Origin of the sequence: Rubrivirga marina, from assembly GCF_002283365.1 — a bacterium.
GTDB classification, from domain to species: Bacteria; Bacteroidota; Rhodothermia; order Rhodothermales; family Rubricoccaceae; genus Rubrivirga; species Rubrivirga marina.
Genome location: NZ_MQWD01000001.1, coordinates 3,761,985 through 3,774,882, shown reverse-complemented (window position 1 = coordinate 3,774,882; position 12,898 = coordinate 3,761,985). Strand labels below are relative to the sequence as shown.

Below are 12,898 nucleotides of genomic sequence, written 5' to 3'. Positions count from 1 at the left end.
CCCGAGCGAGGTGGGAGGGGGTGCTAGTTTCTTCGCGTCCTCCTTCCCGTCTCCGATGCGCCGTCTCTCGCTTCTCGTCTCTTTCGTCCTCCTCGTTGCCACGCCCGCCGTCGCGCAAGGGGCCGCGTTCGACCCCGACACCGTCAGCGCCCGGCCGCTCGACGGCGGCAAGATGTGGCTGTTCGAGGACCCGCCGACCGAGTACTTCGAGGAGACGTACGGCTTCGCGCCCGACGAGGCGTGGTACCGCCGCGCGCGCCTCGCGTCGCTCCGGATGCCTGGCTGCTCGGCCTCGTTCGTGTCGCCGAACGGGCTCGTCCTCACCAACCACCACTGTGCCCAGCGCCACGTCGTGGCCGTCGACGAGGGCGGCGAGAACTTGCTCGACAACGGGTTCTACGCGACCTCGCTCGACGAGGAGCGCCGCGTGCCCGGCCTCACGATGGACCAACTCGTCGCCATCGACGACGTGACGGACGAGATGAGCGCGGCCGTCGACGCGGCCGAGACCGACGCCGAGCGGGAGGCCGCGTTCGAGACGGCCGAGGCCGCCGTGACCGCGCGGCTCCTCCAGCCCTACGGCATCACGACCCCGGACGCCGACACTGACGACTACGTGGTCCAAGTCGTCGGGCTGTACAACGGCGGGCGGTACTCGGCGTACACGTTCCGGCGGTACCGCGACGTGCGGCTGGCGATGGCGCCCGAGCAGGCGCTGGGGTTCTTCGGCGGCGACCCGGACAACTTCACGTACCCCCGCTACGCGGCCGACTTCGCGTTCTTCCGGATCTACGGCGACGACGGGCAGCCGCTCCAGCCGGAGGAGCACTTCCCGCTCTCGGCGGAGGGCGTCGAGGCCGGCAGCCTCGTGTTCGTCATCGGCAACCCTGGGAGCACGTCGCGCGGGCTGACGGTCGCCGAGCTCGAGTTCCTCCGCGACGTCGGGCTGGGCGGAACGCTCGGATTCATCGAGTCGCGCGAGGCCGCGCTCCGGGCCTACCTCGCGACGGGCGAGGCGCCGAGCCCGGACGAGCTCCGGAGCCAGATCTTCGGGCTGAGCAACGCGCGGAAGGCGTATGGGGGCCGGCTCCGCGGGCTCTCGGACCCCTACATCGTCGCGCGCCGCGCCGCCGCCGAGCGCGCCTTCCGCGACGCGAGCCCCGAGGCGGCCGCCCTCATCGACCAGCAGGCCGCGATCCAGGCCGAAAAGCGCAAGCTGGCGGCCGCGTACCGCGTCTTCTCGACCCTCTTCAGCGGCTCGTACAGCTCGTCGCTGATGCTCCGCGCGCTCGCCCTCGCGCGCGGCGACGCCTTGGCCGTCGCGAACGTCCCCGAACGGCCGGCCGTGCTGGAGCGGGCCTACCTCACCGCCCAGGTCGACGCGCTCCGCCAGTACTACCGCGCGCAGGGCGAGGCCCTCCCCGACGCGCTTGAGGGCGAGACGGCCGAGGCCGCCGCCGACCGCCTCCTCGCCGAGTCCCTCGCGGCCACGCCGTCGCCGGACCCCGAGCAGGCCGAGTACGACGAGGCGGTCGCGCTCGTCCGCGGGCTGCTCCCGCAGATCCAGGACTTCCAGTCGGCCGCGGCCGGGTTCGAGGCGCGCGAGGCCGAGATCGCCCGCCAGCTCGGCCGCGAGCGGTTCGCGACCTACGGCAACACCGTCCCGCCCGACGCCACGTTCTCGCTCCGGTTCACCGACGGCGTCGTCCGCGGCTACCCATACAACGGCACGCTCGCCCCGCCGATGACGACGATGTACGGGCTCTACGACCGGTACCACAGCTTCTGCACGTCCGGCGCCTCCGACCCGTGCGAGTGGGGCCTCCCGGCCCGCTGGCTCGACGCCGAGGACCGCGTCGATCTCTCCACGCCGGTCAACTTCACGTCGACCTCCGACACGATCGGGGGCAACTCGGGCTCGGGCGTCGTCAACCGAGACGGGGAGCTCGTCGGGCTCAACTTCGACCGGACGATTGAGGGCCTCGTGCGCGACTACATCTACGCGCCCGAGCGCGGACGGAACGTGATGGTCGACACGCGGCTGGTGGTCGAGGCCCTCACCAACGTGTACGGTCTCGACGGGCTGGTGACGGAGATCCGAGAGGGGACGCTTCGGCGGTAGCGCCTCGGGTGGGGCCGCCTCGGCGTCGAGGCGGGCCTACTCGACGATCCGGAGCGGGAGCGAGCGCGTGACCGATGCGCCCGTGGCCTCGTCGGTCACGCGGAGCTCGAGCGTGACGTGGTCGTCGCCCGGGAGGAGCGCCGAGAGGTCGACGGCGACGGCCTCGCGGACGCGCCCGGCCTCGGTCTCATTCGTGAGGGCGGAGGCCGCGCGGCGCTCGCGGCGCCCGCCGAACAGGCCGATCAGCCCGCCTCTCGGCCCCTCCGTTGTCACGTCGTAGGCGACGGCGTAACGGGCGAGGCCGTCGTCGCCGGGCGACAGGCCGTAGACCTCGAACACGACGGCCAGCGGGTCGCCGCGGCGAAGCGTGCTGCCGGTGACCGCGAACGGGAGGTAGTCGGCGAGGGCGAGCTCGTTGGGGTCGGCCGCGAGCTGTTCGGCGGGAAGCGTAACCGGGAGGATGTCGCTGACCTCGAAGCCCGCGATCCGGAGCGGCGCCAGCGTGTCGGCGCGGACGACCGCGCGGCGGGCGACGACATCGCCGAAGCGGGCCTCGACGCCGAGCGCGAGCGACCCGTCGGGCGGGAACGGTTGGACCTGGAGCACGCGCGGCGCGAGGCCGGACCCGGCCGCCTCGTCGTCGAGCACGAGCCGCTCGCGCCCGAACCCGACCGCCTCGTAGTCGGCGTCGAAGGTCGTGAGCGTGACGTCGAGTCCCGTCACGCGGTCGGCGTCGGTGAGGCTGGAGAGCGTGGCCCACTCGATGGGGGACACCGTGAGGGCGTCGGGCGGGACGGTCCACACGAGCTCGACGCGCGTCGAGCCGTCGGGCTGGCGGAACCGGAGTGGGCGGGCGTCGACGGCGAGTCCCATCGCGTTTCCCGCTGCCCGCGTGAGGGTCAGTGGGACCTCCGCCGCGCGCCGCCGACGGAGCTCCCGGTCGATCCGGTCGACCTCGAGGAGGTCGACGAGGTACGGGTCGGGCGGGAGACCCGCCGGGCGTGAGCCGTCGCTCGCCAGTGCGACCTCGTCCAGATAGCGGGCGGCGCGGTCCCAAATCTGCGCGTACTCGGGCGTCGTGAAGGCCACGGGCCGAAGCAGGTCGTAGAGCCCCCGGGCGATCATCGTGGTCTCCCCACTCCGCGACAACGACGGGCCCATCTGCAGTCCGGTCGGCAGCAGCTCTCGCGCCGAGACTTCCTCCATCCCACCCTCGCCGCGCGTGAAGAGGTAGACGGCGGCGTCAGAGACGGAGGGGTAGCCCCAGATCTCGGGGCGGACGAACAGGCCGTCTGCCGCCCCGGACGCGAGGGCCAGCGTAAGGCTGTAGGGACTGCGGACCCACTCGGGCTCGCCGAGGCGGAGGAGGAGGCGCCCGCGGCCGTCGAGGCCGGAGGGGTGGCGCGTGCTGACGTACTCGGCGTCGGCGAGCCGGCCGCGTTCGAGGTGCTCACGGAGCCGCTCGTTCGGGACGGTCGCCGGGGCCGGGTCGTGGGCACGCCACCAGCGGAGGGCGTCGGCGCCGGTGCCGGTCGGCCAGGTACGGAGGTCGCCATCGAGGCCGAGCCTGGGGGCCAGCGGCGCGAGGCGGGCGAGGTGGCGCCGGACGTGGGCCGAGTCGTCCGGCGCGAGGGCCCAGTCGGCGGCGGCGAGGAGGGCTCGGTAGCCGGCGGCGGCCCGGTCGAGGTCCGCCTCGGGCGTCCGGGCGAGCGAGTCGGCGGCGGCGAGCGGGAAGCCGCCGTCCGAGGTCGTGAGCGCCGACGGGCCCCCGCATGCCGCGGTCCCAGTGACGAGGAGGGCGGCGAGCGCGACGTGGAGGCGTGACATGGAGCGGGCGAGGGGACCGGTCCTCCGCACGGGACCGGTACACGATACGCCGCCGAGAACCTGTGCGACGTCACGTCGGGTGGGCCTCGCAGGTCCGTGCTACTCGGGAGGGGCCTCGTCTCCGAACGCCTGCGACGGGTAGCGCGCGGCGTCGGGGCGCTGGATGCGGATGAGGCCGTAGCCGGCGCGCCGGTGGCACGTGTTGCACCCGTCGACCATCTGGGCGTAGGCCTCGCGGAAGCGGGCGCTGTCGCGGCTGGCGGCGGCCTCCGCGAGCGCCGCCGCGCGCGGGTTCGCCACCTCGGCCGCGATGGCGCTTACGTCGATCCCGTCGACCACGTAGCCGCCGTCGACCACGCGCGCGGCGCGCTCGTCGATCTTCTGGGCGTAGAACTCGGTGAGCGGCCCGTTCCCGGCGTCGGCGGCGAGCGCGGCCTTCTCCACGTAGCGCTGCATGAGCACCATGTGGTCGAGGAGCGTCGCCTCGTCGGCGCGGGCCCGCGTGGCTCGCTCCGTGTCGCGGGAGGCGACCGTGGGGATGTCCGGGGCGAACGCGGCGAACAGAGCCGTCAGGAGCGACAGCAACGCGACGGCGAGCGACAGGAGGGCGACGATGAGGGTCCGGGTCACGGGCAGGCGGGTGGGGGAGAGGGGGACGCCCGGCCGGCGTCAGGGATTCGCCCGGTTCGCATCGGCGGAGCGGAACGGATGGCCCCACGCACCCGGTTCAAACCGTCCCTCTCTGTGCCGACCCATGCCCTTCCGGCCGCTCCTCGCCCTTCTCGTCCTCGTCCTCGCCGGCTGTGAGCTGTCGGGCGACGCCCCTGTCGATGCCCCGTCGTCTCCGACGGCCCGGTCCGTCTCGGACGCCCGATCGGAGCCGTCCGGCGGGTCGACCGAGGCGGGCGGACTCGACCTCGTCCTGCCGACGGAGAACGGCGCGCTCTTCAACGACGCGCCCGACAAGTTCTACATGGGGCTCAACATGACGGTCGACTCGCTCCGGCCGGAAAAGTGGGAGGGCGGCCAGTACGGGTTCGTCCGCGACCCCGTCCCGACCATCTTCGGGCAGCGGACCTTCCGGCGCGTCCACGAGGGCGTCGACATCGCGCCCGTCGGCCGCGACGCGCAGGGCGAGCCGATCGACACCGTGTTCGCCATCGACCGGGGCCGCGTGGCCTACGCCAACATGAGCGCGGGCGCGTCGAGCTACGGGAAGTACGTCGTGGTCGAGCACGAGTGGAGCGGGAGCCCGATCTACAGCCTCTACGCGCACCTCTCGGAGGTTTTCGTGTCGGAAGGTGAGGCCGTCGCGCAGGGGGCGCAGCTCGGGAAGATGGGCTACACCGGCCGGGGCCTCGGGCGGGCGCGGGCCCACACGCACCTCGAGATCGCGTTCATGGTCAATGAGCACGAGCCGCTCTGGTTCGCCGCGTACTTCGGCTCGAACGACCTCCACGGCCGGTTCTTTGGGACGAACCTCGCCGGCGTGCCGCCCGCCGAGCTCTACCTCGCGCTCCGCGAGAACCCGGGCCTGACGTTCCCCGAGTACGTCCGCTCGCTCGACGAGGGCTACGTCGTGGACCTCCCGGGCGGGAAGCCACTCGATCTCTTGGAACGCTACCCGTGGCTGGGGGAGGAGGCCGCCGCCGCGAACCCCGCCGACGTCCCGGCGTGGCGGATCGCGTTCACGCAGGAGGGCGCCCCGATCCGCGTCGAGGTCGGCCCCGAGCCCGTCGACCGGCCGACCGTCGAGGGCGTCTCGCTCGGCATCTGGCTGACCGACGGGAGCACGAACCGGATGCTCCAGCGCCGCGGCATCAGCTACGAGCCGGCCCGCCGCGGGTACAGCTACTTCGCCCTTTACGCCACGACCGCCGAGGGCGCCCCCCGCTGGTAGCTCCGCCTCGGCGCCGAGGCGGGCCGGGCCGCGGTCCCAATTCGGTGGTGACGGTGGCGCTGCAGGGCGCGACCTTGCCGGCCCGTCTCCTCGGCGCCATGCCCACCCTCGCCACGCCCGCCCGCAAGCGGATCGCCCTCGTCGCCCACGACCACCAGAAGGCGGACCTGCTCGCCTGGGCTCACTACAACCGCGACGCGCTCGCCGAGCACCACATCGTCGCCACGGGCACGACGGGCCGGCTCCTCGCCGAGACGCTCGACCTCGATGTCGAGCGCCTCCGGAGCGGGCCGCTCGGCGGCGACCAGCAGCTCGGCGCGCGGATCGCCGAGGGCGAGGTCGACGTGCTCGTGTTCTTCTGGGACCCCCTCGAGCCGGTCCCCCACGACCCCGACGTCAAGGCGCTCCTTCGCATCGCCGTCGTGTGGAACGTGCCCGTCGCCTGCAATCGGGCCTCGGCCGACTTCGTGTTCTCCTCGCCGTTGATGAGCGGGCCGTACGAGCGGGAGCTCCCCGACTACGAGGCCTATGCCAACCGGGCCGTCGATGCGGGGGGAGACTGAGGACGGGACGCGGGCCCTGGGTTTTCAGGCGCGAGTGAAAGTTCGGGGCGGGGCATCCCCCGCGCGCCTCGCCCGTTGACGACGGGAACCGCCTTTGACCCGATGGCCGACACGCCGACCCTCCCGCCCGACACGCCGAGCGCTGGCCCGGGCGACAACCCCGTCGCCGAGCTCTCCTGCGGGGTGGCCTCCGTCCTCCCGCTCCTCTACGTCGCCTGGGCCGACGGCTTCCTCACGCCGGCCGAGATCGCGGCGGCCCGCGATCGCCTCGCGGGCGAGGCGTGGATGACTGACGCCGACCGCCAGCAGGTCGCTGCGTGGCTCGACCCCGACTCGCCCCCGGACGCGACGACCTACTTCGGATGGGTCCGCACGATCCGCCGCGCCGCGCGCCACGTCCCGGACCTCGCAGAGAAGTCCCTCGCCGACCTCGGCGTGGACCTCGCCGCCCTCGTGGGCGCGGGCGACGGGGCCGGGCTGGCACCCGAGGCGGCGCGCGCCCTCCGCGAGGTCGAGGACATGTTGGGCGTGGTGGGGCCGGAGGTCCTCCGCGACCTGGTCGAGGACCGTCCCGAGGCGGAGCCGGTTGGCATCCCACGACCCGCGTTCGACGTCGCGGCCGTGCAGGCGCTCCTCGACGGGCGCTACGCCGAGACGAAGGACCGCGTCCGCGACCTCCTCTCGGACCCGTTCTTCGCCTACCCCGAGCCGTCGATCTCGAACGAGGCCTACCGCGACGTCGTCCTCTCGTGGACTCAGAAGCTGGCCGACGAAGGGCTCGGCGCCGTCGCCTATCCGACGTGGGCCGGCGGCGACGGGGACATCGCCAAGTTCATCGCCGTCTTCGAGATCCTCGCCACGCACGATCTCAGCCTCGTGGTGAAGTACGGCGTCCAGTTCGGGCTGTGGGGCGGGAGCGTCAACGCGCTCGGGAGCGACGACCAGCGGCGCGAGTTGCTGCCTCAGATCGGCTCGCTCGAGATGCCCGGAGCCTTCGCCATGACCGAGCGCGGCCACGGCTCGAACGTCCGCGACCTCAACACGACGGCGACCTACGACCGCGATGCCGAGGAGTGGGTGATCCGGACGCCGAGTGATCACGATCACAAGGAGTGGATCGGCAACGCGGCGGCGCACGGGCAGATGGCGACCGTCTTCGCCCAGCTCGAGATCGACGGCGAGGGCTACGGCGTCCACGCGTTCGTCGTCCCGATCCGCGACGCGTCCGGCGAGCCGATGCCGGGCGTGCGGATCGACGACAGCGGTCACAAGATGGGCCTCAACGGCGTCGACAACGGCCAACTTTGGTTCGACGACGTCCGCGTCCCGCGCACGGCACTCCTCAGCCGCTACGCGGAGGTCTCGGCCGAGGGCACCTACGAAAGCCCGATTCCGAGCGCCGGCAAGCGGTTCTTCACCATGCTCGGCACGCTCGTGGGCGGGCGGATCGCGGTCGGGACGGCGGCCAACTCGGCGGCCAAGGCCGGGCTCACCGTGGCCGTCCGCTACGGCGATCGGCGACGCCAGTTCGGGCCGGCGGGCGGGCCCGAGGTCGCCATCCTCGACTACCTCAGCCACCAACGGCGCCTGCTCCCGCTCGTCGCCACGAGCTACGGCCTGACGTTCGCGCTCGCGCGGCTGGCGGAGGACTTCGCCGCGCTCGAGATGGGCGGCGACACGCGCGAGATCGAGGGTCGCGCGGCGGCGCTCAAATCGATGGCCTCGTGGCACGCCACGCGGACGCTTCAGGAGGCCCGCGAGGCGTGCGGCGGCGAGGGCTTCCGGTGGTCCGCCCGCATCGCCCACCGCAAGGCCGACTCCGACATCTTCACCACGTTCGAGGGCGACAACACGGTCCTCCAACTCCAGGTCGCGAAGGGCCTCCTGGCCGGCTACCGGCAGGAGTTCTCGGACCTCAACGCGTGGGGGCTCGTCCGCTATCTCCGCGAGCAGGCGGCCGTCCGTATCGGCGAGATCAACCCGCTCACGCGACGCAACACGGACCGCGACCACCTCCTCGATCCGGCCTGGCACCGCGACCTCTTCGAGCGACGCGAGCGGATGCTGCTCGTCCAGGTCGCCGCCCGGCTCAAGGGCCGCCTCGACGCCGGCGTCGACTCGTTCGAGGCGTTCGTCGAGGTGCAGGATCACTTGCTCACCCTCGCCTCCGCGAACGCCGAGCGGTTGGTGTTGGAGGCGTTTCAGGACGCCGTCGAGGCCGTCGAGGATGGGCAGATCAAGACGCTCCTCGGCCTCGTCTGCGCCCTCTACGCCCTGGAGCACCTCGAGCAGGACCGCGGCTGGTTCCTCGAGCAGAACCTGATCGACGCACCGGTTTCGAAGGCCATCCGCACCGAAGTCAACCGGCTGCTCCACCGGCTCCGCCCCGTCGCCGTCGAACTCGTCGACGCGTTCGGCATCCCGGACGAGGTGCTGGGTTCCGAGATCGGCTCCGGTCGCCTGCCGCTCGACCCCTAGCCACGCCCGCCTCGACACCGAGGCCGACCCCCTCATGCGCATCACCGACCTCGACGCCGGCGAGGCCTACGTCGTCCGCCAGTCGTTCCGCGACGACCGCGGTACGCTCGTGCTGCCGGGCGACCGGATGACGTACGAGCGCTACCGGGCCGTGCCGGTCACGGGCGCCTTCGAGATCGTCTTCCGTGAGGAGACGCTCGTACTCCACGAAGACCGCCAGTCGGACGTCTGCGAGCACGCCGAGTGGTTCCTCTCGGTCGACGAGTAGATCCGGGAGAGGAGTCTAGGCGCCCTCCGCGTCCCGCTCGTCGATCTCTAGCGTGCCGATGATCGGGAGGTGGTCCGAGCCACGGCGGGCGGCCTCGCTCGTGTGCGTCTCGAGGGCGACCACCTGGGCGCCTCGAGCGTACAGCCGGTCGAGCGCGAGGACGGGGCGGACTGACGGGTAGGAGGCCGGCCAGTTCGCGTTGTGGTGGCGGTCGCGGAAGTGGTCGTCGAGCGCCCGCGACGCCTTCGTGGGCCGCCACGCGTTCATGTCGCCGAGGAGGACGGCCGGACCGTCGACGAGGTGCGGGTGGTCGAGGAGGTGGCGGACCTGACGCGCGCGGGTCCGGTCGACGAGGGCGAGGTGGGTCGCGGCCACCTGCAGGCTCTGCTCCTCATCGCCGACTCGGACGGCGAGGGCCGCACGCCGCTCCAGCCGACCGAACGAAAGGTCGATGGTCAGAGCCCCAGAGAGGGGCCACCGTGACAGGACGGCGTTCCCGAGCTCGCCCCGTTTGTGGAGCCGAGTGACGACGAACGCGAGGTGGAAGCCCAGGTCTTGAGCGAGCTGCCGGAGGGGATCGTCGCCGTTGAAGGGCCGGAGGACCTCCTGGAGCGCGAGCACGTCAGCGTCGAGTTCGTTGACCACGGCGGACGCCCGCTCTGGCTCGTACTGGCGTCCCCCGCGGACGCCGGCCCAGCGGTGGATGTTGTACGACGCCACACGGAGCCGGCGGCCCATCGGTATGGGCTCCGTGGGGGGGGCGGCCAGGAGCTCGGCGAGATAGGGGGAAATGCGAGTGGGACGGGCCACGGAGACGGCGACAATCGGGGGTGAAGACGGGGAGGTAAGGTGCGACGATCCCACGTCATCCGTTATCCTCCGACAGAATCTCCCGCCCCTTATGGATCGCCTCCAGTGCAAGGCCTGCGGCTCGTACTCGATGCTCCCGATGGACCTCGATGCCGACGAGACCGACGACCTCGACTTCATGACCGACGAGCACGAGGCTCGCTTCTTCACCTGCCACGTCTGCGGCGACAACTGGCTCTCCGTCCGTCGCGTCGAGGGCGAGGACTGCCGCATCACGTTCGTCCACCAGATGGGCCTCCAGCCGCTCCTCAAGCGGACGGCCACGATGACCACGCCGGTCGTCCTCAACGAGGACACGGTCGACCGCTGGGACTACTTCCTTGGGGACTCCGAGGTCGGGGAGCACCGCTGGCTCGACACCCTCGACGAGCGCCGGCGGATCCTCCGCTCGATCTGCTCCAACTAGCCCCCGACCGGCGCCCGAACGCGACGGGGCGTGCCACCGCGGCACGCCCCGTTTTCGTTGGACCCTGCCCGCCTCGGCTTCGGCGTCAGGGGAGGCGGACGCTCGCCAGGATCGCCAGGACGTCGGCCCGGTGCGTCGCCCAGGTGCCGGCCGGCGCTTCGACGGCGACGGCCCACAGCGTCGCGCCGCGCTGGGTGAACGCGACGGCGCCGCCCGTCCCCGGTCCGGAGACCTCCAGGCCCAGCCCCTCCGGCACCGCTATCGGCCCGACGGGCGACGCGCCGTGGTACCCGTATGTCGTCTGGCCCTTCGACCACCGTTCGCGGTAGAGGGCGTTGAGGCCCGTCACGCGCTCGACGCGCAGGACGGCGCCTTCGAGCGGGCTGGCGGGGTTGACGTTCCGCGCCGTGTACAGGGCGTAGTCGGGGAGCTCGCCCTCCGCGACTGTGACGGGGCCGGTCCAACTTCCCGGGAGGACCACCGCGGCGCCTGTGGTCCCGAGCGCTTCGGTGTGGGGAAGCTGGGCCTGGGCGCGCGCGACGTCGGCAGCGATCTCCTCACGCTGCCGCTCGGCCTGCTCTCGTTCGATTCGCTCGCGCTCGGCGCGGACGGCGGCGAGGGTGTCCGCGACGCGGTCGAGGCGGAGGAAGGCCACGGTCGCTGTATCCGCCACCGTCGTGTCGGGCGCGCTCGCGGGGGCGGACTGCCCGAACGCGACGGGGGAGAGGAGGGCGATGAGGACGACGAGGCGCATGGGACGACCGGCTTTCGTCCCGGTATCGGCCTCCCTGGACTCCGGATAAACTCAGAGCCGAATGCGGAGGCCGAGCGCGGGACCGTCCGGCGTTGGGTCCACGCGGAGGCTGAGGTCCTCACTGACGTCGAAGTCGGCCAGCTCCGCGGAGACGTAGGCGTCGAGCGCTTGGAGGGCATAGGCCGCGAGCACCACCACGCCTCCGATGTCGCGCTGACCCCGCGCTCGGCTGCGGACCGAGCTGAGCGTCGAGAAGGTCGGCGTCGCGACCCGCTCCCTGGCGACCTCGTACTCGTCGCCGTACTCGTCGAGCGGCTCCGCGCAGATCTCGATCCGGTCGGGCGTCGTCTCCGGGTCGCCCGGGACCTCGAGGCAGCCCGCGTACGCCGTGGCGCGGCGGTAGAGGATGTACTGCCGCTGGCGGTCCACGAAGTAGACGACGGCGCCGACGACGAGGGCCGTCGCGACGGGCGCCTTGACCGGCTGGCGGTTGTAGAGCTGGCCGAGCCCCGGGATGACGAGGGCGCGCGTAACGGCGCCGCGGGGCGTCCGGCCGCTGAGCGAGTCCAGTACGGCCGCCTCGGTGGGCGCGGCGAGGGAGTCGACGACCTGGGCCGTCGGCGCCGCCGCCAGCCCGAGGGCGAGGGCGGCCGCGAAAAGCGAGCGCACCCCTGCTACGACTCCAAGAGGCGGGTCACGACGCGCTCGAGGTCGTCGACGGAGTAGTACGAGATCTCGATCGTCCCGCCGCCATCGCTCGCGCGGTGCTTGACCTGGACGCGGCTGGCGACGTGCTCGCGGAGCTTGTCCTGCATCGCCTCGATCTGGAGCCGGTCGCGCGGCGCGAGCGGGTCCTCCGAGGCGGGCTTCTCGGTCTTGCCCGGCTTGGCCGTCGGCTTATCCCCCTCGCGGAGCCGCTTCGCACGCGTCTCGACCTCGCGGACCGAGAGATCGTCGTCGAGGATCGCGCGGTGGAGGTCCAGCATCGCCTTCTCGTCGTCGACGCCGACGAGCGCGCGGGCGTGGCCGGACGACAGGGCCCCCTCGCGGAGCGACGCCTGGACGCGCGGCGGGAGCCGGAGGAGCCGGAGCGTGTTGGCGATCGTCGGCCGGCTCTTGCCGACCTTCTCAGCCACCTCCTCCTGCGTCAGCCCGACCTCCTCCATCAGGCGCTGGTAGCCGAGAGCGACCTCGACCGGATTGAGGTCCTCACGCTGGACGTTCTCGACGATTGCCATCTCCAGCATCGCCTCGGTGTCCGCCTCGCGGACGTAGGCCGGGACGCGCTTGAGCCCGGCGCGGCGGCTGGCCCGGAGCCGGCGCTCGCCCGAGATGAGCTCGTAGCGGCCGTCGCCGAGGGCGCGGACCGTGAGCGGCTGGATGATGCCGAGCTGCTGGACCGACGCGGCGAGCTCGTCGAGCGCGCCCTCGTCGAAGTCCGTCCGCGGCTGGTAGGGATTGGGGCGGATCGCCTCGATGTCGAGGTCGGCCACGCGGCCCGCGAGGCGACGGCGCTCTTCGAAGTTGTAGAGCCGCGTGCGCGAGCCGGTCTCGTCGCCGGGCGCGTCGGGCTGGGAGGGGAGGAGGGCGCTGAGACCCTTCCCGAGGGCCGCTTTCTTGGGGGAGGCCATGGCGGGCAGGGGTTAGGCGTCGGGGGCGTCGTTCGAGGACGCGGGCGGGGTGGCGCGGGAGGCGAGCACGACGCGCTCG

General features: G+C 72.6%; 12 protein-coding genes. 6 read left to right on the top strand and 6 right to left on the bottom strand.

The features are described 5' to 3' along the window. Positions 1–55: 55 nt before the first annotated feature. Positions 56–2,122 (top strand): S46 family peptidase, encoded by a 2,067-nt coding sequence (locus BSZ37_RS16080; protein ID WP_095511532.1) that lies wholly within the window; start codon positions 56–58, stop codon positions 2,120–2,122. A gap of 36 nt (positions 2,123–2,158) precedes the next feature. Here the strand turns inward: BSZ37_RS16080 and BSZ37_RS16075 are convergent, their stop codons facing one another. Then, positions 2,159–3,949: a hypothetical protein gene (locus BSZ37_RS16075; RefSeq protein ID WP_095511531.1), complete on the bottom strand. Its 1,791-nt coding sequence runs from the start codon at positions 3,947–3,949 to the stop codon at positions 2,159–2,161. 99 nt (positions 3,950–4,048) lie between these two features. Further along, positions 4,049–4,579, bottom strand: coding sequence for a cytochrome c (locus BSZ37_RS16070; RefSeq protein WP_179299692.1), 531 nt, complete (start codon positions 4,577–4,579; stop codon positions 4,049–4,051). Between the two features lie 124 nt (positions 4,580–4,703). On the opposite strand from BSZ37_RS16070, the gene BSZ37_RS16065 reads away from it, so the two are divergent. The 4 genes from BSZ37_RS16065 to BSZ37_RS16050 all read left to right on the top strand — a co-directional run bounded on the left by BSZ37_RS16065 (position 4,704) and on the right by BSZ37_RS16050 (position 9,158). Then, positions 4,704–5,849 (top strand): M23 family metallopeptidase, encoded by a 1,146-nt coding sequence (locus BSZ37_RS16065; protein WP_179299691.1) that lies wholly within the window; start codon positions 4,704–4,706, stop codon positions 5,847–5,849. A 98-nt stretch (positions 5,850–5,947) separates the two neighbouring features. Continuing rightward, on the top strand, positions 5,948–6,412 hold the full coding sequence (locus tag BSZ37_RS16060; RefSeq protein WP_095511528.1) for a methylglyoxal synthase: 465 nt from the start codon (positions 5,948–5,950) through the stop codon (positions 6,410–6,412). A gap of 102 nt (positions 6,413–6,514) precedes the next feature. Continuing rightward, positions 6,515–8,890: an acyl-CoA dehydrogenase family protein gene (locus BSZ37_RS16055; RefSeq protein WP_095511527.1), complete on the top strand. Its 2,376-nt coding sequence runs from the start codon at positions 6,515–6,517 to the stop codon at positions 8,888–8,890. A gap of 34 nt (positions 8,891–8,924) precedes the next feature. Continuing rightward, positions 8,925–9,158 carry a hypothetical protein gene (locus BSZ37_RS16050; RefSeq protein ID WP_095511526.1) on the top strand — a complete coding sequence of 78 codons (234 nt, stop codon included), beginning with the start codon at positions 8,925–8,927 and terminating at the stop codon, positions 9,156–9,158. Between the two features lie 15 nt (positions 9,159–9,173). Here BSZ37_RS16050 and BSZ37_RS16045 read toward each other — a convergent pair whose 3' ends face one another. Then, entirely contained in the window at positions 9,174–9,896 is a 723-nt protein-coding gene (locus BSZ37_RS16045) for an endonuclease/exonuclease/phosphatase family protein (RefSeq protein ID WP_179299690.1), read from the bottom strand. Between the two features lie 163 nt (positions 9,897–10,059). On the opposite strand from BSZ37_RS16045, the gene BSZ37_RS22135 reads away from it, so the two are divergent. Then, positions 10,060–10,434, top strand: coding sequence for a hypothetical protein (locus BSZ37_RS22135; RefSeq protein WP_179299689.1), 375 nt, complete (start codon positions 10,060–10,062; stop codon positions 10,432–10,434). Between the two features lie 85 nt (positions 10,435–10,519). On the opposite strand, the gene BSZ37_RS16035 is transcribed toward BSZ37_RS22135, so the two are convergent. Genes BSZ37_RS16035 through BSZ37_RS16025 form a run of 3 tightly spaced genes read right to left on the bottom strand, consistent with a single transcriptional unit; the run spans position 10,520 to position 12,819 of the window. Next, the gene (locus BSZ37_RS16035; RefSeq protein ID WP_095511523.1) at positions 10,520–11,188 is read right to left on the bottom strand and encodes a hypothetical protein; all 669 of its coding nucleotides are present in this window, start codon (positions 11,186–11,188) and stop codon (positions 10,520–10,522) included. Between the two features lie 51 nt (positions 11,189–11,239). Then, positions 11,240–11,857, bottom strand: coding sequence for a DUF5683 domain-containing protein (locus BSZ37_RS16030; RefSeq protein WP_095511522.1), 618 nt, complete (start codon positions 11,855–11,857; stop codon positions 11,240–11,242). 5 nt (positions 11,858–11,862) lie between these two features. Beyond that, on the bottom strand, positions 11,863–12,819 hold the full coding sequence (locus BSZ37_RS16025) for a ParB/RepB/Spo0J family partition protein (RefSeq protein ID WP_095511521.1): 957 nt from the start codon (positions 12,817–12,819) through the stop codon (positions 11,863–11,865). Positions 12,820–12,898: the final 79 nt, after the last annotated feature.

Coding starts and splice junctions, on each gene's coding strand:
- BSZ37_RS16080 (WP_095511532.1), top strand. CDS start 56: ATGCGCCGTCTCTCGCTTCTCGTCTCTTTCGTCCTCCTCGTTGCCACG.
- BSZ37_RS16075 (WP_095511531.1), bottom strand. CDS start 3,949: ATGTCACGCCTCCACGTCGCGCTCGCCGCCCTCCTCGTCACTGGGACC.
- BSZ37_RS16065 (WP_179299691.1), top strand. CDS start 4,704: ATGCCCTTCCGGCCGCTCCTCGCCCTTCTCGTCCTCGTCCTCGCCGGC.
- BSZ37_RS16060 (WP_095511528.1), top strand. CDS start 5,948: ATGCCCACCCTCGCCACGCCCGCCCGCAAGCGGATCGCCCTCGTCGCC.
- BSZ37_RS16055 (WP_095511527.1), top strand. CDS start 6,515: ATGGCCGACACGCCGACCCTCCCGCCCGACACGCCGAGCGCTGGCCCG.
- BSZ37_RS16050 (WP_095511526.1), top strand. CDS start 8,925: ATGCGCATCACCGACCTCGACGCCGGCGAGGCCTACGTCGTCCGCCAG.
- BSZ37_RS16045 (WP_179299690.1), bottom strand. CDS start 9,896: ATGGGCCGCCGGCTCCGTGTGGCGTCGTACAACATCCACCGCTGGGCC.
- BSZ37_RS22135 (WP_179299689.1), top strand. CDS start 10,060: ATGGATCGCCTCCAGTGCAAGGCCTGCGGCTCGTACTCGATGCTCCCG.
- BSZ37_RS16035 (WP_095511523.1), bottom strand. CDS start 11,188: ATGCGCCTCGTCGTCCTCATCGCCCTCCTCTCCCCCGTCGCGTTCGGG.
- BSZ37_RS16025 (WP_095511521.1), bottom strand. CDS start 12,819: ATGGCCTCCCCCAAGAAAGCGGCCCTCGGGAAGGGTCTCAGCGCCCTC.